At 42.7% G+C, this 22,900-nt stretch carries 22 protein-coding genes; 4 read left to right on the forward strand and 18 right to left on the reverse strand.

The genetic code is table 11. The features are described 5' to 3' along the window. Nucleotides 1-173: 173 nt before the first annotated feature. On the reverse strand, nt 174-431 hold the full coding sequence (locus tag NC238_15965) for a hypothetical protein (protein MCM1567403.1): 258 nt from the start codon (nt 429-431) through the stop codon (nt 174-176). A 301-nt stretch (nt 432-732) separates the two neighbouring features. Between NC238_15965 and wecB the strand changes: the two genes are divergently transcribed. The 3 genes from wecB to NC238_15980 all read left to right on the forward strand — a co-directional run bounded on the left by wecB (nt 733) and on the right by NC238_15980 (nt 4,823). Continuing rightward, the gene (gene wecB, locus NC238_15970) at nt 733-1,758 is read left to right on the forward strand and encodes a UDP-N-acetylglucosamine 2-epimerase (non-hydrolyzing) (protein ID MCM1567404.1); all 1,026 of its coding nucleotides are present in this window, start codon (nt 733-735) and stop codon (nt 1,756-1,758) included. A 291-nt stretch (nt 1,759-2,049) separates the two neighbouring features. Next, nucleotides 2,050-3,561: a nucleotide sugar dehydrogenase gene (locus tag NC238_15975; protein ID MCM1567405.1), complete on the forward strand. Its 1,512-nt coding sequence runs from the start codon at nt 2,050-2,052 to the stop codon at nt 3,559-3,561. A 152-nt stretch (nt 3,562-3,713) separates the two neighbouring features. Beyond that, a complete protein-coding gene (locus NC238_15980) occupies nt 3,714-4,823 on the forward strand; it encodes a hypothetical protein (protein ID MCM1567406.1) in 1,110 nt (369 codons plus the stop codon). Between the two features lie 173 nt (nt 4,824-4,996). Here NC238_15980 and NC238_15985 read toward each other — a convergent pair whose 3' ends face one another. From NC238_15985 to NC238_16065, 17 genes are all read right to left on the reverse strand, one after another. Continuing rightward, complete coding sequence (locus tag NC238_15985) at nt 4,997-5,359, reverse strand: hypothetical protein (GenBank protein ID MCM1567407.1); 363 nt, start codon at nt 5,357-5,359, stop codon at nt 4,997-4,999. A 1,399-nt stretch (nt 5,360-6,758) separates the two neighbouring features. Continuing rightward, entirely contained in the window at nt 6,759-7,919 is a 1,161-nt protein-coding gene (locus tag NC238_15990) for a glycosyltransferase (GenBank protein ID MCM1567408.1), read from the reverse strand. 1 nt (nt 7,920) lies between these two features. Next, nucleotides 7,921-9,168 carry a glycosyltransferase gene (locus NC238_15995; GenBank protein MCM1567409.1) on the reverse strand — a complete coding sequence of 416 codons (1,248 nt, stop codon included), beginning with the start codon at nt 9,166-9,168 and terminating at the stop codon, nt 7,921-7,923. Between the two features lie 16 nt (nt 9,169-9,184). After that, a complete protein-coding gene (locus NC238_16000) occupies nt 9,185-10,321 on the reverse strand; it encodes an ATP-grasp domain-containing protein (protein ID MCM1567410.1) in 1,137 nt (378 codons plus the stop codon). Nucleotides 10,322-10,328: 7 nt separating this feature from the next. Further along, complete coding sequence (locus NC238_16005; GenBank protein MCM1567411.1) at nt 10,329-10,970, reverse strand: PHP domain-containing protein; 642 nt, start codon at nt 10,968-10,970, stop codon at nt 10,329-10,331. A gap of 21 nt (nt 10,971-10,991) precedes the next feature. Then, nucleotides 10,992-11,777: a hypothetical protein gene (locus tag NC238_16010; GenBank protein MCM1567412.1), complete on the reverse strand. Its 786-nt coding sequence runs from the start codon at nt 11,775-11,777 to the stop codon at nt 10,992-10,994. Nucleotides 11,778-11,805: 28 nt separating this feature from the next. After that, nucleotides 11,806-13,368 (reverse strand): glycosyltransferase, encoded by a 1,563-nt coding sequence (locus NC238_16015; GenBank protein MCM1567413.1) that lies wholly within the window; start codon nt 13,366-13,368, stop codon nt 11,806-11,808. 20 nt (nt 13,369-13,388) lie between these two features. Further along, nucleotides 13,389-14,369, reverse strand: coding sequence for a UDP-N-acetylglucosamine 3-dehydrogenase (locus tag NC238_16020; protein ID MCM1567414.1), 981 nt, complete (start codon nt 14,367-14,369; stop codon nt 13,389-13,391). 1 nt (nt 14,370) lies between these two features. After that, nucleotides 14,371-15,456: a DegT/DnrJ/EryC1/StrS family aminotransferase gene (locus tag NC238_16025; GenBank protein ID MCM1567415.1), complete on the reverse strand. Its 1,086-nt coding sequence runs from the start codon at nt 15,454-15,456 to the stop codon at nt 14,371-14,373. Nucleotides 15,457-15,461: 5 nt separating this feature from the next. Then, nucleotides 15,462-16,184: a hypothetical protein gene (locus NC238_16030; protein ID MCM1567416.1), complete on the reverse strand. Its 723-nt coding sequence runs from the start codon at nt 16,182-16,184 to the stop codon at nt 15,462-15,464. A 434-nt stretch (nt 16,185-16,618) separates the two neighbouring features. Next, nucleotides 16,619-17,602 carry a ParB/RepB/Spo0J family partition protein gene (locus NC238_16035; protein MCM1567417.1) on the reverse strand — a complete coding sequence of 328 codons (984 nt, stop codon included), beginning with the start codon at nt 17,600-17,602 and terminating at the stop codon, nt 16,619-16,621. A 99-nt stretch (nt 17,603-17,701) separates the two neighbouring features. Then, nucleotides 17,702-18,253 carry a metal-dependent hydrolase gene (locus tag NC238_16040; protein ID MCM1567418.1) on the reverse strand — a complete coding sequence of 184 codons (552 nt, stop codon included), beginning with the start codon at nt 18,251-18,253 and terminating at the stop codon, nt 17,702-17,704. A 45-nt stretch (nt 18,254-18,298) separates the two neighbouring features. After that, nucleotides 18,299-19,024, reverse strand: a complete 726-nt coding sequence (locus tag NC238_16045; protein ID MCM1567419.1) for a sugar phosphate nucleotidyltransferase — start codon at nt 19,022-19,024, stop codon at nt 18,299-18,301. Next, nucleotides 19,025-19,810, reverse strand: a complete 786-nt coding sequence (gene rfbD / locus NC238_16050) for a dTDP-4-dehydrorhamnose reductase (GenBank protein MCM1567420.1) — start codon at nt 19,808-19,810, stop codon at nt 19,025-19,027. After that, nucleotides 19,807-20,709 carry a dTDP-glucose 4,6-dehydratase gene (rfbB, locus tag NC238_16055; GenBank protein ID MCM1567421.1) on the reverse strand — a complete coding sequence of 301 codons (903 nt, stop codon included), beginning with the start codon at nt 20,707-20,709 and terminating at the stop codon, nt 19,807-19,809. The genes rfbD and rfbB overlap by 4 nt, the downstream gene beginning before the upstream one ends. A 61-nt stretch (nt 20,710-20,770) precedes the next feature. Beyond that, complete coding sequence (locus tag NC238_16060; protein MCM1567422.1) at nt 20,771-21,250, reverse strand: dTDP-4-dehydrorhamnose 3,5-epimerase family protein; 480 nt, start codon at nt 21,248-21,250, stop codon at nt 20,771-20,773. A 548-nt stretch (nt 21,251-21,798) separates the two neighbouring features. Continuing rightward, nucleotides 21,799-21,984, reverse strand: coding sequence for a hypothetical protein (locus tag NC238_16065; GenBank protein ID MCM1567423.1), 186 nt, complete (start codon nt 21,982-21,984; stop codon nt 21,799-21,801). A 620-nt stretch (nt 21,985-22,604) separates the two neighbouring features. Here NC238_16065 and scmD point away from each other — a divergent pair. Continuing rightward, the gene (gene scmD / locus NC238_16070) at nt 22,605-22,880 is read left to right on the forward strand and encodes a SynChlorMet cassette protein ScmD (GenBank protein MCM1567424.1); all 276 of its coding nucleotides are present in this window, start codon (nt 22,605-22,607) and stop codon (nt 22,878-22,880) included. The last annotated feature ends 20 nt before the right edge of the window (nt 22,881-22,900 follow it).

The raw sequence follows: 22,900 nt of genomic DNA on the forward strand, positions 1-22,900 counted from the left end.
GCCCTGCTGCCGAACAATAAGATCTTCTCCGGGTCGTACTTATCAATGATAGCCGCTACGAAACTCTCTATCCAGCTTTTGACGTTTCGATCTGTGATCCGATCCATTGTATCACCTCGCGGCTCTTATCCAGACTATGTTACGCTAACAACGTTCAACAGTATGCCGGCGATCTATCGTTCACGCTTAAAACGCGCTCTCCATCGCTTGCGGAGATTAAGCTGCTCCCCGTTCTTCGGCAGGTTAATCGAGATCAAATCTTTATATGGCACTCCATCGATATACTCGACGATGCCGTGGTCTTTGTAGATCATATACGCTACCATAGAAATCCATAATAGCACGATTGCTAACAGGGAGACCAGTAAAAGTTCCACTTCGACACCGACCTGACCAGTTCTATACGTATGTTTCGTCGGGTATAAAGTCATATAGGCACTTAACTACAAGAAAACAGTTCACTATGAAAGTATTACTTCCTGCGAGTGGCAGCGGAACGCGCGAAGGTCAGGAAGAAGCGGGTGATTTCTTTTGCTATCGACGTTCTCTATGTTTCTTCTTAATTCATAATAGGGCAAAATAGGGCAAAATCATCTATAGACGCATTTCAGTTCCGAAAGAATTATTTTTTTAACTATTAAGTTATTTATCTATTAAGTCATAATACCACGAATAACGAGTGATCGAATGAAATTTTGCGTCATCCTCGGGACACGGCCCGAAATCATCAAAATGAGCCCGATCATCCGCGAATGCGAGAAGCAGCGACTTGACTATTTTATCATTCACACCGGGCAGCACTACTCCTATGACATGGACCGGATCTTCTTCGAGGAGCTGAAGCTGCCGCTTCCGCGGTATCACCTGGACGTGGGTTCGGGCAGCCACGGCCACCAGACCGGGAAGATGCTGGCCGGCATTGAGGATATTCTGGTCAAGGAGAAGCCGGATATCGTGTATGTGCAGGGGGATACCAACACCGTGCTGGCGGGGGCCCTGGCCGCGTCGAAGCTGCATGTGCGGATTGGGCACGTAGAGGCCGGCCTGCGGTCGTTCGACCGGAGCATGCCGGAGGAGATCAACCGGGTTGTTGCTGATCATATCTCGGACCTGCTGTTTGCGCCGACGGAAAATGCAAAGGCGCTGTTGTTGAAAGAGGGAATACCGGAAAGTAAAATTTTCGTGACCGGGAACACGATTGTCGACGCTGTCAACGAGAACCTGAAGATCGCCCGGGACTCGGATATCCTGGAGAAGCTTGGGGTCGTTCCTAAGGGTTATTTGTTGTCTACGATACACCGGCAGGAGAATACCGATGATAAGCATCGGTTATCGGAGATTTTTAAGGGCCTGGGAATGGTTTCGGAAGAGGCGGGGATGCCTGTGATTTTGCCTGTGCACCCTCGGACGCGGAAGATGCTGGCGACGTTTGACATTAAGATACCGGCAGGGGTAAGGCTTATTGATCCACTAGGGTTCATGGAGTTTCTGAAGGCGGAGTCTAATGCGAGGCTGGTGCTTACTGATTCTGGCGGGGTGCAGGAGGAGTGTTGTATCCTGGGGGTGCCTTGCGTGACGATAAGGGAGAATACGGAGCGGCCGGAGACCGTCGAGGTTGGAGCTAATGTTATTGCCGGCTTTGAGCATGATGATATCATCAGGGCATCGAGGGCTATGTCATGCATGGATAAAAAGTGGACAAATCCATTCGGAGATGGAAAATCCGGGAAAATGATTATTGATATCTCGCACCAGTAATAGCCAAAACACTGGTCATTGATAGCCATATTACTACATTCGCAAGAAAACGTATAATAAATGCATTATACAGTACATACCCTATGTGAACTTTATCTATTTTATCATTAAGAGCTTATAACCTACATTTTTGACTAAAAGTAGCAAAGTAAATTAGAATAAAAATGGTATACGATATTAGCACAAACAGGAAAAAACTTATTTCGTGTTGCGTTCTAAGCAATTGATAAATTGAACCATAGATAAAAAACGTACTGCCTTTAATGGCACTGATCTTTTGGGTTTGAGATTATGAGCGGGAAATTAAAACAAATGCTTCAGATAAAAGGGCCTATAAAAAAAATCGGTGTCATTGGCATGGGCTATGTAGGTATACCAGCAGCAATGTTATTTGCCGATTCCCCGAAATTCGATTTTGTTTATGGCTTCCAGAGAGCTTCCAGGACTTCCGGGTATAAGATCGATATGCTTAACCGTGGCGAGAGCCCGTTAAAGGGTGAAGAGCCCGGACTTGAGGACCTTATCAAGAAAGTCGTTACAGCTAATAAGTTCAAATGCACCTGTGACTTTTCCCGCATTTCTGAATTAGATGCCGTTACTCTGTCGATCCAAACCCCTTTTAAAGATCCTAAGGATTTAATACCCGATTTTAGTGCACTAACCGAGGGTTTACGGTTGGTGGGGCAAAATATGGTTGCCGGCACACTGGTTGTCCTGGAGTCTACAATTACGCCCGGCACGACCGCAGGAATGGCCCGTAAGATACTGGAAGAAGAGTCGGGCATGACCGCGGGCGAGGACTTTGCGTTGGCACATGCGCCGGAACGGGTGATGGTCGGAAGACTTCTTCAAAACATTCGGGAGCACGATCGCATTGTCGGTGGCATCGACAATGTCAGCACCAGCCGGGCTATTGAATTATACTCTCCGGTGCTAACGAAGGGAAAAATCATTCCCATGACCGCTACGGCCGCCGAGGTCACCAAGACCGCAGAGAATACGTTCCGGGACCTGCAGATTGCTGCGGCCAACGAGCTGGCGCTGTACTGCGAAGCTATGGGTATCAACTTCTATGACGTTAGAGCAGGCATCGACAGTCTTAAAGGCGATGGCATTACTCGGGCAATTTTATATCCTGGCGCTGGCGTAGGTGGTCACTGCCTCACTAAGGATACGTATCACCTCGAGAGAGGTGTGAAAATCTTAAATGGTAAGCTTGACTATCCTGAAGGCAAGGATTCGATATTCGTATTAGCCAGGAACGTAAACGACTTTATGCCCAGGCATATGTTTAACCTGACTGTTGATGCACTGGCCAGGGTCGAAAAGAAACCGGCCGGATCTAAGGTGGCTTTGCTCGGATGGGCCTTTTTAAAGAACTCGGATGATGCGAGAAATACTCCAGCAGAGTTGTTTAGGGACTTAATGTTAGAAGCCGGTGCGCTGGTCGATGTACATGATCCATATGTAATGGATTATCCCGGAGTCGAAATTGGTCACGATATAAACTTGACTTTGAAGGATGCAGATGCAATAGCAATATTCGCCGGGCATGATTTGTATAAATCATATAGCCCAGAGTTCATAAAGAAACAATCCTATCAAAACAATCCAATTATTGTGGATGGAAGAAATATTGTTGACCCAGAGGCATTCATTAGTCATGGGTTTGTTTATAAAGGAATTGGAAGAGGAGATAAAAACAGTCATGATATAAATCTTGGAATGGGAATCCAGTATGAAGGCTGGCGAAGAGTGTGCACACGCACTAGAGCAAGTGGTGGTCTGAAGACTTATAAATAGTGTTATTAGCGATAAAACGTATTTGGTTCTAAATGATGCATTTTGTGGAACGATATCACCAGCATATATATCTGAATTCAATAGCAATTTATCTTAATTATGCATCAAATGCTATCTTCGGACTACTATTCTGGATAGTAGCAGCCAGAACCATGCAGTCTTCTGATATTGGACTGGCCATAGCTGCAACTTCCGCTGCATCATTAATCATAACGATTTCTAAATTCGGCTTAGACTCAGGAATCGTACGGTACATCCCTACAGCAGAAAAAAGGAACATACTGTATAGCTTTGTTACGGTAATCGTTTTAATGTTTTCACTTATTTGTGCAACCGTATTTTTATTTATTATATACTTTACATCCGATGATTTACAATTTTTACTTGGTCAGTGGATATCAATATTCTATATATTGTATATTATTGTCAGCGTGATTTATTCAATTCAAAACATTACACTGATAGCTTTGCGAAAACCCTACCTGTCATTTTTACAAAATATTTCATTAATTATAAGAGTACCTTTATTGCTAGTATTTTCTTCGCTTGGTGTACTGGGCATTTTTATAATCTATGATGTTACATTTTTACTTTCTGTCATCGTGGGAAAGTACTTGTTAAAAAGTATCGATATACACTATTGTAATGATATTAAATTACAAGAAAAAAATGATATTATTAAATATTCGCTTGGAACGTTTACCTATTCCATATTAGATATATTACCGACCAGTATTGTTCCCTTAATCATCATATCGTTAGCTGGAGCCTCGGAATCTGCCTATTTCTACATAGCGTACTCAATATACGTACCGCTCTTTATGATCTCTTCCTCCATCTCTATGTCATTATTTGTTGAAGGGTCGCATGAGGTACCGATTAAAAAGAATGCGAAAAAGGCGATTGTCTTTTCGCTACTTCTTCTGATTCCGGCAATTATCGTAATATACTTATTTGGGGATACAATACTATTAATTTTCAACAAAGAATTTTCCGAACAATCCTTTACCATTCTGAAAATTCTGGCAATATCGAGTTTGTTTGAATTGCCTATCTATATCTATCTATCGATAAATAAGATTATTAAAAATGTTAAGCAGATAAACCTAATAAAAGGCGTCTCTTGCTTGCTAATCGTATCTCTATCACTGATATTAATTAATATTTTTGGGGTAATTGGTGTTGCGATTGCTTGGTTAATATCTGAGGTCTTTTTAGGCATATGCGTAACGATTGTATTGATCTGGAAAAATATGATTTAAATAGGACTAATCCTACTTCGCGTGTAAACATTAAGAAATAAGATTTTTCTTTATCAGGCCTCAAAAATATCACTTAATGTTCAAGTTCATCGGTCATATATGTGATCGCTACGTGTCTCTATCTACCGATACATGTTAGTGAAAAAACGAAAATTATAGGCTTGGATATGAGTTTATGACTGTGATGCGGTGATATAGTTTATTTTAACTTCTCCATTATTGTATATTTTATTGATATTTATGCAATTATCAATTTTTCGGAAATCATCTTCATTAAATCTGTTTATATCTTTATAAATTACTGCATATGCAATATAATCAAATCTTGAAATTATAAGATATTTATTACTCTCTGAAGGGTATATGTCGGTTGATTGATTTATTCCAAAATGATCTGATATGATGAAATCTTTTTGTAAATCTTTTCTGTGTAATCCATAATCAGTACCGTATAAGTAATCTGAAAATCTAATTACAGGAGTATCAATGTCAATTACTTTATAATTAATTTCTTTATTACCTATTAACCATGACATACTATTAATCTCACACTTAGTTACTTGCTGATTTGGGCGAATTTCCATAGTGGAAGGGTACAACGAAAAAATAGTAGTTAATATAGCAGATGTTACTAATATTATGAGTATCACATTTATTATATATTTTTTGTTATTAAATGTATAATATAGTATATATCCGACCAATGGTGATGCTAACATCATATTTATGTTTAAGTTAATTAAACGATCTGCAGTATGAATACGTGTTAAAAAGAATGTAAGGCCTAGAAATATGGTGCCAGAAATGAAACATACCAATAATAATTTATATCTATGTGATAAAATTATTTTTTTGCTTATTACCATACAATATATTAATGATATGATAATTACACAGTATATGATTTCATCATATGCCATAAATAAAAACGATTTTCCTGCATTAAATAATCCCAGTTTTGTAAGATAATACATTGCACTTGTTGAAGTTGATACGGTTGTCGAGTTTGTGAAAAATCCAAGTAATATATCTATAATTATATTTAATGGGCGTATTAATATTTTATTTTCAAAAATCCATATAATAAATGTTATTGACATAGTCATAATAAGTAATAATGAAAAATTAGAATATTTACATTTATTTATATTATTGTAAATATATCCTATAATCATATATAATAGTACAAAAAAGAATGTAATTGGATGAAAAAACGTATACAAAATGCAATATGTAATACATAATATTACATACCTAATATCATGTGAATTTTGTAATAAAAATATAAACATGGGTATTGTAAGCACAGATAGCAATTCATAATAAGGTGACGTAAAAAACCATGCAAAAAAAAGCGGTAATGCGGCTAATCCAGTAAATATAATGTTAATCCTATTGTTATATAACGATTTTGCAACACATACAATTGATAAAAAATATATAAAATAATATATAGAAGAAATATAATTACAAACTATAGTAAGATTGATATTAGAAATAATGTTAATTTGAGATATGAAAATCGTTGAAATCGGATAAAAGTTATAATAAAGAATATGTCCATGAGTTAAAATATCTTTTGAGAAACCAATATATGAAAGGGTATCGCCTCTTCCCAAATATGTAACATAGCCTTTTAGAGAATATAGCATTATCATAATTAGCATACTAAGCAATATTTGAAAAAAACCAATTAACCAAAATTTTTCTATTTTATAATATAACTTTGATATTATTAATATTGTCCCATTTAATATTGCAATAATTATCGCAATAAATACAATTATATTTGTTGATGCGTATATTGATAACTCGTAACCATTAGTTGGATTATAATAAATGGATAGTAGAGATATACTGATTAAGAGGAATGAAATCGCCGTAGTAACCTTTAATATACTGTTTTTTTTAAATAGCTTAATCATATTATCAAAATTATATTTTGCTATTTATTAAATATTCATAGGACTTTAAACTATTTTTCATGTTGTAGTCTTGTGACCTCTTTAGTGCCATACCTTTATAATACATTTTATAATTTTCATCATTTAAAAACTGTATGATAACATCTGCAAGTCTTTCTTCTTCAATTGTTAGTGGTTCTAAATAGTTATATAATTTATTGTCAAATCTGCCAATTAATACACCATATTTATTATCACCAAGTATTTCCCTGGGCCCGTATTTACAATCTGTTGAAACAATTGGGCATCCACATGCCATTGATTCAATTATTGCGTAAGGTAATGCTTCCCATAATGATGGAAATACAAACAACGCTGATTGGGCTATATATTTATAAGGGTTCTCTTTCCACCCTAAAAACTTAACACTATCGCTTAAATTAAGATCCCTAATAAGTGATTCTAAATATGTTTTTAGATGGCCATCTCCACGTATAACTAATATACAATCACAACTTTTTCTAACCTTTGAGAAAGCTCTAATTAAATGCCACTGACCTTTTTGCTCAGTTAATCTACCCATATTAAAAACGATAATATTTTTACCATTAAACAATTCATCATCAATAATTAGTTCTTTTGAGAGTTTATCAATATTTATTATATCAATCGGGTTATATATCACAACAATTTTATTTTGATCAATTCCATACTCTGTTATCAATTCTTCTTTAACACCATCTGATACTGCTACGATAGAATCAGCATTTCCATAAATATGCCGTATTATATATTTTGTAAAACTATATGTATATCTATTACTGAACTTTTCTGAAAGGGCAATATGTACAGATATTATCTTTTTTACATTCTTATTTCCAATATTAGATATTATATTAATAAAATTATCTAAAACCAAAAAACTCATTGAAACATTAGCTTGACTTTCTTTCATAATTCTTCGATATTTAAAGATGCCAAAAATGAAAGCTACAAGCACGTAAAATACTTTAGGAGATCCAATCTTCATGTTCATAGAAATAATAGGGTCTTTCACTGGGTAACTATTATTATTGAGTATCGTAATGATTTCCCTTTCAATTGACGGGTCTAAGTTCAAACTTAGTTCCGAGACACACCTCTCAGCTCCACCGACAGATAAAGAAGTGATCAGCATATTTAGTTTTACCATGTTAATTATCTCCTAAAACGGATTCTAATGTTTTCATATACTGGCCAGATATGTTATCCCATCCAAATTTATTAGAATACTCTAAAGCATTCACTGAAAGTTTGGATCTTAACTCAGAATCTTTTATGACATTATCAATTTCTTCAGCTATCTGTGGACCATTTTTTTGTTCGACGATGATGCCGTTATACCCATTTTCTATGACTTCTAATACCCCTTTGGTGTTTGTGGCGATGACTGGTTTGCCGGCAGATAAGGCTTCAATAAGGACTACGGGTAATCCTTCCTGAAACCCCGAGGAATCCACTATCGAAGGGAATACGACAATATCCGATAAGCCAAAATAGTCGGCAATCCTGTCATGATCGACATACCCTTTAAATATAATATTTTTATTAATTCCTAGCTCGATAGCCATGTTTTTTAATGAATCTTCCAGGGGGCCGTTTCCAACAATCACTAGCTGTATATCTTTATCCCGTTCCTCGACGACAGATTTAAAGGCACGTATTAAATACTCACAACCTTTTACTTCTACTAACCTTCCAACGAATAATATAACATATTTCGAGTTAATGCCATAGGTACTTTTAAAAGATTCAGAATCAGTATTATTACAAATTTTTTTTATCTGAACTCCCATTGGGATAATACTCACTTTTTTACAGACGTTGTCAGCTACCTTCGGCGAAATAAAATTTAATAATTCATCTATTCTATGGGAGCTGACCGAGATTATGGCATCAGAATTATTTAATATAAATTCAGTAATTTTTTTACCAAGGGGTATCTTTTTAACTAAGGTTACTTCAGATGAGTGGATAGTAACAATATGTTGTACACCGAGTGCCTTTTTACAGATACAACCGACCAGTCCCTGAGGTAGCAACCAATGCGAGTGAATTGCATCAAATCGATATTTTATTGTGATATATATGGTACTTATCGTCTGCATAACGAAAAATAGCGGGACTTGAACTTTGGCTAAGAAAGATTTTTTCAAGTTAAAAGCAATACCTGAACCGTAGGTTAGTTTTTGTAAAGATAGTGGAATAAAATACGGAAACCTGTACACTGTAATACCATCCAACTTGTCGGTAAACTTTGCCGATTTCGTATGGGGAGCTAGTACCTTTATTTCCATACCTTTATAGGATAGCCTTCTATTTAGTTCGTGAACAAACCACCCATAGCTATCTTTATCGAATCTTGGATAATTACTCGTGATCACCAATATTTTTTTTTTCATAAATTAGCCTTCATGCTCATGTTTTTAAGGACTTAATACCGGTATATACGTAATTTATGACCGGAAGAGGATCCTGTAACGATAGTATATCATCATCGTAATACTTTACAAATTCTTTACACAGTGAGTAGTTTTTACTTTTTCCTATAGTTTTAATCAGAGACATCGAATCGTCAAAGTAATTTCTAGTAATGACCCCTAGCTTATAGTTTAGTACCGGTTTTACATCGCCATCAACAGCCATCTGGTACAGTAAATACGGAAAATGCACGCCAGATCTAACTGCCTGGTTAATCGATCCCCAGATTCGGGGATTAACTTCCATAAGGACTGGTTTTTTTGATCTGCTATCCAGCTTAAATTCCACCATTGCCAGACCATGCCATTTGAAGTGTTCCAGTATTTTGGCTGCGTATTTCTCCATTTCGTGGTGTTCCACACTTATCCTGCAGGTACTGGGGCCTCCAGTTATGGGGTATTCCCTGATGCGCCTATGGGAAAATTTCGCTCGCAAATCTCCGTTATTTAATAACATTGAAACACCATAGCCCTCTCCGGGGATGTATTCTTGAATAATGGGGTAGTTATCAGGAGTTAAGTCGTATTTAACTATAGTCTGCTTATATGCGCTAATCAAATCTTCTTTATTGTTGATATACGATAACCCTTTACTGCTGCTTGTCTCTCTTAATTTTATGACCACGGGGTATTCCAGTTTATCTGCAGTACCGTTTAGCACCTCTAAATCCTGTATCAGTATTGTCTTTGGAGCGGGGATGCCTAGTTCTTCGGCAATTAGCGCCATTGAAGCTTTATTATCCATTCTCTTCATTATGTCGTAATCGTGTAAGGGTAATTTGATAAATTTATCAAATTTATACTTGTACTTCGATAAAACATACGTATCTTCAGAGTGTGTTGGTATGAGTACACTATGTTTATTGTTCTCGACATATTTAGCGAGGATGTTGATAAATTCGATAGTGTCAAGTTTTGGGCTTGGGTATCTGAAAAACTGATTAGAGTATCTAGATAGCGATGACAGGGCATACGGACGGTGGTCAGCTGTCGTTACCTTAACATGGTGCTGGCCAAGGTCTCTAGTAACAACCAATGCTTTCGAGCTGTTTGCTGTTGTGATTATTGCTGACATGGGATACTCATTTTATGACCCTTTTAATAGCTTCACCCGTGATCGTATTGTATACTCTAAAAATTTTTACGAGTGGTGTACCATGAACTTGGATATTCATATTTGACAAATTTTTTCTCAAGTCTTCTTCGGATGAAGTATAACTAATACTGTTATATACTCTTCCAATTTCGTAGCTATAATGTGAGTCACTGCCTGCTATTGTTCTTTTTTGGATACTTTTAGCTAACACTAATCCCTGGTGATTTAGCTCATTACTTGTTCTACCGTTTATACCTTCGAATAGATCAACTTTTTTTAACATATCTGTTGTAGGCATTACTTTTCGTTTTAACGGGTGGGGAAGTATCGCTATGCCATCTTGCTTCCTGATCTCTTCAATCACATCTAAAAAGCCATAATTTGTGATATCATCATTTAAATATAACCCAATTAAATCTCCACAATCCGTTTTAATTTCCGAACCTATAATTATAGTAATATTTTTATCTTTAATATTTTTTGCTTTGATACCGCCTTTTATAGAATTATGATCGGTAATCGCTATGGCGTTAAGCCCGCGTTTAACGGCTATTTTTATTATCAATGCCGGGGATAACATTGAATCATATGAATATAAGCTATGTATGTGTAGATCGAATCTATACACTTTTGTACCTCATATCTAACGTTACCCGAACAATTCTCTAAATAATATAATATTTTTTTTGCCAAAATTTAATATTGAATCCTTAATATATCCTTTGACCCATTCAGAGTCATTGATTGCCCATCTTTCCGGGTGTGTGGTAATATACTCATTACTCACATCGCCCTTTTCGATAAGAGATATAAGATCGGCTGTAGAGTGGATGATATTAGTATTTGCCTTCTTCTGCCCCATATGATCACGGAGGTTATTTTTGCTGTTCCAACTTCTGCCTGTGTCCGAGAAATAGTTCATCACGCTTTTTCCGGATAAGTATGCTTCTCCGATTATTCCGTATTGTTTATAACTGTACTTTTTCCAGAGGTCTCTGTTGTCATACTTTGAGAGTGGGCTGCCATGCATACAGATAGTATCAACTTTGACATACTCCCTAAATCGGTTCAGCTCTTGTTTGAAGAGATAAATAGCTCTCTCAAAGTTCCCATTAGCCTTACTCAGGGTTTCATAATGGTATCCTATTTCGTGTCCCATGTCCTCGATCTTTTTCATGATCATGGGCTGAAAAGCCTCTTTGGTCGTCCTGAAATAATAAGTCGATCTAACGTCGCACTCGTGCTCTAACTCTGCCATCAGGAGAGCATTGTAAGGTTTTCTATCAACATCGTGTCTAAGGATGATGAAATCTTTCGGTGTTTCCGATGAGAGATACTCTCTAAAGGTTAAGGCAGGATATTTCGAGGATACGATGGCTTTGCAGAACTCCCGGTACATATCCATTGTGAAGTCCTGGCTGATGATTTTCTTCATTTTCCCACCCATCTACTATAGTAAATTATTATAGTTGTGTTTTGCTCTTATCCGCCTGCATATCGAACAGCATCGCAAACATGAGGAATTGTAGTCCCATCAGTGTTATGAACGCTGCCAGCAGCGGGAAGTTCTGAGATACCGGCTGATGCAGAATTTTCTCAATTACTATGTAAGCGCTGAATATGATCCCGAAAGGCACCATTAGCATGCTTGCCGCGTAGAATAATACCAGCGGGTTAAAATCCAGCAATATGTACTTGGTCTTGAGCCTCCAGAGAAACCCCCTGAACAGCATCGGAGAGACTTTTCGGATATACCTGCTGTACTTGATCTTGGACTTTTCCCGCCCGTACCTTGATGGCATGGGTATGTCGATGGTTCTCATGCCATACGTGTTCAGCTTTACAAGCATGTCGTTGCAATAGCCGTAGTACGTATAAATTGCGTCGAGGTCCAGGGCTTCGAGGGCCTGCCTGGAGATCGCCGTGTAACCGTTTTGTGGGTCTGTGACGCCCCAGTAGCCGCTGGCGATCTTGGTCAGCATAGTCAGGATGAAATTGCCGAAGGACCTCCATTTGCTCATGCCTTTGCGGAAGTCTTTGCTGATGAGCCGGTTGCCTTTTGTGTAGTCTGCTTTGCCCTCGATGATCGGGATTAAAAGCCTGGGCAACTGGTCCGGATCCATCTGGTTATCGCCCGCCATGATGGCGACGATATCCATCTCATCTTCCAGTGCCCGCTTATAACCCGTAACTATGGCCGCACCTACTCCCTTGTTTACTTCGTGCCTGATGTTAACGATCCTGGGATCGGTCATCTCTTCTATGATTTTTGGAGTCTTGTCCTTGCTACAATCATCGATTATGAAAATTTTATCCACGTAATTGGGAATGCCTCTGATTGTTTCTCCAATAAGAAGCTCTTCGTTATAAGAAGGCACGACTATCCCTATCTTATACATGTTAAAGATACCGAAGTTCTTCTCATCAAAATACAGGTTTTTAATTTTTTTACCATTATTCTTGGAATGTGTTATTACCGCTTCAGTAAAATCCTTGCCATGGTCTATCTTCAGCGCATCGAAGTTCAGCCCATCGAAATAGTTGTATGTACATGCGATGAAGCCTTTCTGGTAGTTCTTAGGCTTCTTATTATTAAGGAACATAATGATCTCATTAGCCCTTGAATTGTAGTCGATATTGGATGAGCCAATAACAATGTCGTAGCCTTCTTCGATGTTTTTCAAGAGCTCAGAAATTTTCCCGGGATCATGCGTGCCATCTCCATAAAGCGTTATTATAACGGGGGCATCGTTCTCTGCCTTGATCCGGTTTAGTACCGTGGCATAGTTGGTCTTGCCTGCATTGATTACTTCCGCTCCGAGTGGATTAGTTATCCCATAAATTCGCTCATCGTAATTATCGAGTATTACATAGACCTTATCAACGTATTTTTTAGTTATCGTGATAATGCTGCCAATTGTAAGGTAGTTCACCCTGTGGTGGATTATTGCGATACAATTGACTGGCGTATTATGCCTGAACGTGCTAGTACTCATTAAATATTCAGGATTTATTTCCGAACTCATGGTAATAGCACTCCGGGTTACTACGCCAGAACCCTGTCTCCCTTGCTTATCCCGTGGGACCCCAGGACTGATTCGACCTTCTGGGGCATCCTGGTCTTATAGGACTCGATGGATGCCAGAGCGACCTCAAGAGCATGCTTCCCATCCTCGCCTTGAGTTACAGGGGCTCCCCCTGTTCTGCAGACTTTCAAGAAGCTCTCGAGCTCGTTCAGGAGCGGCTCCTTCTTGTCGACCTTAGCCTCTTTGATCCAGTCCTTTTCGTGGATAACGACTTTCTGCTCTATGTAATCGCCATAAGCAACGCCTTCGGTGCCAATAACGGTAAAGTTCCTGGTCTTATGAGGGGTAAGCCAGTTCGTCTCTACCACGCCTACCCTGTCATCGTCGAAGCGTATCAAGATAGACGCATGGTCTTCGAAGGCGTGGATTTCTCTTCCGGCGACGGCGTAAACCTCTATAGCCGGCAAGTTGTACAAATAAGATATGATATCTATATCGTGAACACCGATGTCCAGTATAACTCCGACATCCCTGATCCTGGGATTAAACGGGCCTACCCTGCGCGTCGAGATGGATACAATTTTACCGAGCCCACCGCTGTCGATTATCTCCTTCATTTTAATGACAGCAGGATTAAACCGCTCAATATGTCCGACCATTAGGGTCAATTTTTCCATTTTCGCGGCCACAATGATGTCATCCGCATTTTCCAGTGTATCTGCAATGGGTTTCTCGACCAGTAAGCTTGTACCAGAATTGATGACATCCAGTGCCACTTTTTTATGCATAGTCGTCGGAACGACAATACTGACAGCATCAAGATCATGCTTTAACAGTTCTTTATAGTCAGTGAAACCTTCCGTTTCATATTCTGTAGAAAGTTTATCTACGCGCTTTTTATCGATGTCAGATATACCGACAAGTTCCGTTCCTGGCATCTGTCCATAAATGCGGATATGGTTCTGGCCCATTGCACCTGCACCAATAACCCCAACTCTCATGTTAAACGCTCCTTAATGTCTCTGCGATAAAATCAATATCTTCGGTAGTCACTGAAGGATGGACCGGCAGCGATACGACTTCGCCAGCCGCTTGCTCTGAGATCGGATAGGACTCGTCATAGCCATTATTTTCATAAAGAGTTTGCATGTGTACAGGCAAAGGATAATAAATACCTGTACCAATGCCCGCCTTATTTAATTTCGTAACGACTTCATCTCTACCGTTGTTAAATTCTTTGGTTATCCTGATTGTATACTGGTGAAATACATGCTTGCACCCCTGTTTTATAACTGGGGTTTTAATACCCCGTATACCCTCTAATCGCCTGGTAAGGTATTTTGAGTTTTCAATTCTCTTTTCATTGAACGCTGTTACCTTTTTTAACTGAGCTAATCCTATTGCAGCGCTTATATCTGTCATCCTCAGGTTATACCCGAGTATATCGTGATAATACCGAACCTTGGAGCCGTGCGACTTAATCATTCTAGCTCTCTCATCGAATTCGGGATCGTTAGAAGTTATTATGCCCCCTTCGCTGGTGGTCATATTTTTTGTTGGATAAAAGCTAAAACAGCCAGTCTGGAAGGAGCCACATTTTTTACCATCATATTCCGCTCCGTGAGCCTGACAAGCATCCTCAATAACCGAGAGACCATAGTCTTCAGCAATATCCACGATCGGTTTCATATCGGCAGGGTGGCCATATAAGTCAACCGGGATAATCGCTTTTGTGTTTTTAGTAATTTTTCTTTTTATATCCTCGGGATCGATATTATACGTATCCGGATCTATGTCAGCAAAAACCGGTTTTGCATTTGCGTATATAATGCAGTTCGCTGTAGCAATAAAAGTAAATGGCGTTGTTATAACCTCGTCTCCTTTACCTATACCCCGGGCTAAAAGTGCTACGTGGAGTGCAGCGGTTCCCGAATTTACTGCTACTGCGTGCTCGACTCCGATGTATCTGGCGAATGCCTCTTCGAATTCTTTTACCTTCTGACCTTCCGCAATAGTCCCTGATTTTAATACTTCAATGACACCATCAATTTCTTCCTGGCCTATTAACGGCTTAGCAATTGGTATCATTTTTTTCAAATCCTATTGAGCGTTTTTAACATTTCGGGCAAGTCGATAATTTTTGCTGGGCAACCAATAGCGAGTTTCCATGGCGGGACATCTTTAGTAACAACTGCACCTGCTGCCACCATTGCGCCCTCACCGATCTCAATACCCGGCAGAAGAGTTGAATTTGCGCCCAACGAAGCGCCTTTTCTTAAAACAGGTCCTTTAAGATTGTATTTTACCCTAATGGGGTATTTATCGTTAGATAATACTGAGCAAGGTCCAAGAAATACATTATCTTCGATCGTCGTATTAGTGGGGATATATACGTTGCTCTGAATACTCACATTATTTCCGATCTCAGAATAGCCATCTATTACGACATTGGTGCCGATAAGAGCGTTGTTCCCGACGGTTGTTTCCTCTCTTACCATAATATTATGGCCGGTCCGAAGATCGTTACCGATAATTACATCACAATAGATGGTTGAATTTGGACGAATAATAGCATTATCGCCTATTTTAGTTCCATTAAATCGATAGCTGTCAGTTATCGCCTTTTTTAATGCAATTTTTTTAAAAATTTTATTGCTTGGATATCCCAGCTTGACGTTTTCTAATATAGTACAATTCTGGCCGATTTCACAGATACCGTAAATATTACAGGTTTCATGTATATTACAGTTAACAAATTTTGTATGTTCATGTTTATATTTTATTATCTCATCGCTTTTTATCACGCTGGATACCATTGTTTACATTCTCCGTTTTATAAATTGAAAGATAAAAAGTCCAGTATTTTCGGCATCCATATTCCTAGATGATTTTAAAATTTTTAGAACTGAAACTCTGCTGATGTTGATCAGTAGCTTCCCGCTCACCGTCGGGGCAATCTCAGACACCATTTTTCCAACCTCACAATCCTGGACCTTGTTTCCACTGCGTGTAACTGTAAACGCACAATTTTTCGATAAGGCCTGCGGATTAAATCCGTAGCATTTTTATCGAAAGTTTCCGCCCCACTACTTAAAGATGATATAAATACTAAAGGCTTAAGCTTTATGGCCTAAACTATGAATTACAAAAATGAAAACTGCGTTTTAGCTGATGCTTTTCTAATAATTATTTTGGGTTATGTGAATGGTCCGTAATCTGGAATCGCTGTCCAATCACTAAAAGTCATCCATCAATACGCCTGGTTCGGGCCCGTTTCCGCCCCGGCCGCATCCCCGCCGTTCGTCCTCGCGCGCAACGCGTTGAGCCGCTCGATAAGCTCATCGATTTTCGCGTCGATCTCCGGCTCCATCGGGGCCTGTCCCTGCATCGATTCCGCCAGTCGCTGGATATCCCGGTCTATCTTGAGGATATATTTCCGGACGGTTTTTTCCAGGCCTTTGTCTGCCGGAACTGTCTCCGTCACGCCGATGTCCTGCGAAAGCGACGCGGCCTCATCCGTACCGGGCTTCAGGTTGCGCAAGTAAGCCATTGCCGTTTCTTTATCCATCCGGTGCTCCCTGATTTCGCGATATGCGGCCAGCTGGCTTTCCCCCGGTACCCGGGCAATGTCCTCGAGGATGTTCACGTTCATGACGTAGCAGCTCGCCGGTTCCTCTCTATTCGTGTCCTCCTCGGCCCCTGAGGAAAATGTACTCTGAATACATTTTTCGGCAGACAGGTCCGCGAGGTACAGGCGCTGCACTTCCGGATCGAGCCTCCGGACCAGTCCGACTTTCGCTGCCACATAATGCGGCGTCTTGCCGATGATGTCCGCGACCTCGTTGTACCGGTATCCGAACTCTTCCTTCAGCGTCACGAACGCCTGCCCGAGCTCGATGGCGTTCAGGTCCTCGCGCTGGACGTTCGCGATGATCTGCTTGAACCGCTTGTCCGCCGCGGTCTCATCGACGTCGATGACGATGTCCCGGCCGACGATGAGCTCCTGCACGCCGAGTTCCCGCAGCGCCATGAGGCGGCGGGCGCCGTCGACCACGACGAAGCTATCTCTGTCCCGGCAGGCCAGGATCGGCTGGAGCAGCCCGGCATCGGCTATCGTGTCTCGCAGATGCTCAGTAGAAAAGCCCGACTTGCGAATATGGTCGTCGTCACAGCGCACGAGCCCTATCGGGATCGTCAGCGGATTGTCTGCCGTAGTACCCTGTTTGCCCCCCATAATACCATATCCCGTAAAGGCTTACCAATCGTTGCCCTTACCTCAGAAGATCACGACGCGACCGGCGATAAACTTTCTGATAAATATATAAAGGGTCGATCAGGTGGCGGTTGCCTTTTCTGTCTTCGCGGTCCGGCCTGTATGCAGGAACGCTTTGATCATGTCGAGCCGGTACAGCCTGAACCGGTAAATGAACCCGGCAATGATGATCAGACCGGCAATCTCGGGGACGTAGGCGTCAGGCTCGTTCAGCAGTACATAAAAGATGTATCCTGCGTAGTCGTGCAGGCTAAGGGCCGGGAACTGCCAGCCCATTGTCGGCCAGAGCGACGTACCCGGGGACATCCAGATCTGATCTTCGACCTGATGCATCAGCGCGCCCAGCGCGAGGACGCTGATGCCAAGGAAGTGATATTTCCTCTCAACATAGATGGCGACCATAGAGAGCAGGAGTACAAACAGCACTGTGTGCCCGAAAATCCGGCCGTTATGGAACGTGTCCACGAAGATATAGTGGCCGATCGGCTTATCGATCAGGTCCGGCAGTATTGCGCCTACTATGAGGAAACGATAGTCGATCTTCTCCCTGAGTATGCTAAAGATAATGAAGGCGAAAAGGAGCGTTACGCCGATATGCCCGAAGAAGATCATACGGACGTAATGCTTATGTCAGTAGTTTAATACTTTCTCCTGCGACTATTCCCGCTCCTTCGTTTTCTTCAGCCGGACCAGCTCGCTGGCCCTGAACAACGACTCAAAGGTGCCCGCGTCGCTCCAGTACCCGTCGAGGACCGAGAACGACAGCGTGCCCTGCCTGACGTAGTAGTTGTTGACGTCGGTGATCTCCAGCTCGCCCCGGCCCGATGGCTTGAGGGTGCTGATCACGTCGAAAACGGTTTTATCATAGATGTACAGTCCCGTCACGGCGTAGTTCGATCTGGGCTGTTTGGGCTTCTCCTCGATGCCGAGGACCCGGTTCTCTTTCTCGTCGACCTCGGCCACGCCGAACCGGTGTGCGTCGGGCACCGGCTTGAGGAAGATGCGGGCGCCTGATCGGAACGTCCTGACGTGTGCCTTTACGTTATCCTCGTAGATGTTATCGCCGAGTATGACAGTAACACTGTCGCCGTCTACGAAGTCCTTCGCCAGGCTCAGGGCCTGGGCGATGCCTCCCGCCTCCTTCTGGATTTCGTAGGAAAACCTTACCCCGAACTCGGAGCCGGAGCCCAGCAATTCCAGGAAGTGACCGACGTGGCCCTTTCCGGAGACGATCATTATATCCCGGATGCCCGCATTGATGAGCGTTTTCAGCGGGTAATAGATCATTGGCTCGTCATAGACGGGCAATAAGTGCTTATTGGTAACCTTGGTAAGCGGAAATAGGCGCGACCCCGTGCCTCCCGCGAGTATGACACCCTTCATTCAGTCCACCTTCTTACTCAAATAATCGGCAAGCGCCTCGCGCCAGTGACGCATCGGCGATGTTTTCGTGTTCACCAGCACCGAATACTTCGGGCGCTTCGCCTTCCTCGGGAACTCCTCGCTGGTGCAGGGAGTCGTGTTAGGGATGATCGCGCTGGCGAACTCGTACCACGTGCATACGCCCTCGTTGGTGAGGTGGTAGATGCCCGGCGGCATCCCGAGGACCTCTCCGGTCTTCGCCGCGAGATCGACCGTATAGGTGGGCTTTCCCGCCTGGTTGTTCACCACTTTCACCTTATCCATTTGCTTCGAGAGTGATAGCATCGTATCGACAAAGTTTTTCCCGTGCCGGCCGAAGAGCCAGGACGTCCTTATAATCCGGTAGTCCTGCATGGCCCGGGCGATGTGCTGTTCGCCCATGAGCTTGGACTTCCCGTAGGTGTTGATCGGATTAGTGGCGTCCGACTCGCGGTATTCCTTCTTCGCGCCGTCGAACACGTAATCGGTGCTGTAATGGACCAGCCTGGCCCCCGTGGCCGCACACGCCTCGGCGATATAACCCGGTGCCCGGCCGTTCACGTCAAAGGCCAGCTCCTGCTCGTCCTCGCAGCCGTCCACGTTGGTGTAGGCGGCGGCATTGATGACTGCGCCAGGCATCAGGTCTTTGATCACTTGAAGGACCTGTTCCCGGTCGGTGATATCCACGTCGTGATGGGTTAGCGCCATGGCATCAGGGAATGCCTTTCGCATGTCAGTCCCCAACATGCCCCCGGCACCCAGGATCAACGTTTTAATTTCTCCCACCACCAGGCGTTATCCGTGTACCACTTCACGGTAAGCTCCAGGGCCTCTTCGAAATGATGCTCCGGCTGCCAGCCCATGGCTTTCAGCTTCGAGCAGTCCAGCGAATAGCGCAGGTCATGTCCGGGCCGGTCGCGCACGTACTCGATCATGTGCTCGTCCTTGCCGAGCAGCTTAAGGATAGCGCGGGTGATCTCCATGTTCGTCTTCTCCGCGCCGCCGCCGATATTGTAGACCTCGCCGTCGGCGCCGTGCTGCAGGACGAAATCGATCGCCTTGCAGTGGTCCAGGACGTAGATCCAGTCGCGGACGTTCCGGCCGTCGCCGTAGACCGGGACGCGCTTTCCTTTGAGCAGGTTGGTGACGAAGAGCGGGATGAGCTTCTCCGGGAACTGGTAGGGCCCGTAATTGTTGGTGCACCGGGTGACCACGACCGGGAGCTTATGGGTGGTATGATAGGACAGCGCCAGCAGGTCAGAGCCCGCCTTGCTGGCCGAGTACGGGCTGGACGGGGTCAGGATGTCCGTCTCGACGAACGAGCCTTTACTGATGCTGCCATAGACCTCGTCGGTCGAGACGTGGAGAAACCTTTTCACGCCAAGCTCATGGGCGGCCTGCAGCAGCGTGTTCGTGCCCAGCACGTTGGTCCGCACGAAGACCGAGCCGTCCTCGATTGAACGGTCGACGTGGCTCTCTGCAGCGAAATGCACGACTGCATCGGCCTTCTTCATGGCCGCGCACACGACGGCCGGATCACAGATGTCTCCCTTGATAAATCCGTAGTTCGGGTCGTCCTCGATATCCTTCAGGTTGTCCGGGTTGCCGGCATAGGTGAGCTTGTCGAGGTTGATAATGCGGAGGTCCGGGTACTTCTCCAGCATCATCCGTATAAAGTTGCTGCCGATGAAGCCGCAGCCGCCGGTGACGAGCAGGTTTTTCAAGGCATCACCCGTGCTTCAGGCCCGGCGCCAGGCCCCAGTCGTAGGGGATTTCCTTTGTGTCCGCAGGCAGGCGGTACTCGTCAGGCTCGGCGTAGTTATAGGTCTCGGTGGGGACGTTAACGATGATGGCCTCTTCGGTGCCGATGCATTTGAATCCGTGGTACACGAACGGCGGTATCTTCACCATGACCGGGTTCCGCTCCCCGATGATGAACTCGTTGACGATGCCTTTTGTCGGCGAGCCGTCACGGCTGTCGTACAGGGCGACCTTCATCATTCCCTTGATACAGGTGAAGTGGTCCCACTGCTTCTTGTGATAGTGCCACGCTTTCACCACGCCCGGATAGGCGGATGTCGCGTACACCTGGCCGAACTTCTGGAAAACGTCCCAGTCCGGCCGCATGATCTCCATGAGAAAGCCGCGCTCGTCGGCGTTGAGACGCTGCTGTTTTACATGTACTCCGTCGATTAGTGTCTGAGGCATAGAACCCACCTGTAACGCTACATAATGTCAAAACTTTAAACTTATATTTATTGTCATATGGGCGGATAAATAATCTGCTTTATGGTAATTCTAAAAATGACTAGCGATAATCTACTTTCTCTCACAATTATACAGATCAACGACTTGTGCCAGCGTCTTTTCACGGTTGATCTTCACGCGCATCTGATTTTATTATTCTTAACTTTCAGCGTGTGTCGCGGCACCTTGTATGCCCACTTCGTCACGATCACCATGCCATCATCATCCCCGATCACCCAGTCGACCGGCCGAAAGTCTGTCCATCGCAGATAACTTCAACATTGATCTCCCTGAAGCCCTTCGGTTCTCCTGTACTCGGCACAATAGCTTACGCGAACCCCGGGAACCTTCTCCGCCGGATCTCGTTCAAGCCCTTGGTCATAATCGAGAAAGCTATCGAATGTATTTATAGGATAAACCCTTACTAACTAAAAAATGGGGAGCAAAATGAAAAGTAAAACGATTATATTTTCGGTTGCCATAATAGCGGTAATTGTACTGGTATGCGGTTATATAGGTACCATGGAGATGTCTGCGACTCCCTCGCCTACGGTAACACCGTCCGCGCAAGTTGAACATCCTGATCCAGCACCAATCGTTACGTTAGCTCCGACAATTTTACCTACTCCCACTATTACACCAACTATCAGCCCTTCTGCGACTTTAACCTCGACACAAACTCCGCCACAATGCACCACAACGCCACCCACACCCGTTCCCACACCTTCACCTACCACGGCGCCAGCTCCGACAACTGCGCCAAGCCCTGTAGCGCCAACACCGGTAATAACTCCTGGCCCGGCGGACTATGTGTGGAACTTTGGCGATAATACTCCGAATGTCTTTGAAGAAAGCCCAACCCATCGATACGAAAAAATCGGGACATACGAGATTAGGTTGTGGCATGATGGCTGGTGTTACATAAGAAATAGTGTTTACGTGGCCGAAAATGGAACGGTCCTTAAAGTTCAATTTGAAAAAGAAAATATCTGGCTTACTGTGATATCTGGCCGAATTGGGAACTGCCACTAAAGGCTCCGAAAAAATTTATTATTTTCAATCACCTGGAAAGTGAAAATCCTGAAGCATATGTAAATTCACCGCATCATACTATAGTTGTTGAATTTTGGATATATATATGGATGAATTTAAACAATGAAAATTTATAATTGTATGTTAGACCCAAGCGGTATGTATATATAATAAATGCTATTGACGTTATTTATTAGGCAATAGTAGTTTAATTGGTTATGATGATCTAAATAAACGTATAATATTCCAAAATAAATAATAAGGGGGTATTTATATAGCGATCGTGAATGAAAAGCTATTTTCTAATCCATCGATCTTACTAAGAGAAGAGTTCGACGATTGGGCTCTGCTTTATGATCCCGGGTCTGGGTATGCATTTGGGATAAACCCGATAGGGGCATTCATCTGGAAGAGATTGGACGGCCAACATACTATTGATGACCTTGTTGCAGAGGTTAATGCGTCTTTTACGGATGTTCCGTCTGATGTCAGAGATCGGGTATTAAAATTTGTAGATACATTAATTACCAAAGGACTTGCTGGAACTAAGGCTTCTTAGAGCAGGCGTGGTATAAAATA

It is taken from the genome of Dehalobacter sp. (genome assembly GCA_023667845.1).
Lineage (GTDB): Bacteria > Bacillota > Desulfitobacteriia > Desulfitobacteriales > Syntrophobotulaceae > Dehalobacter.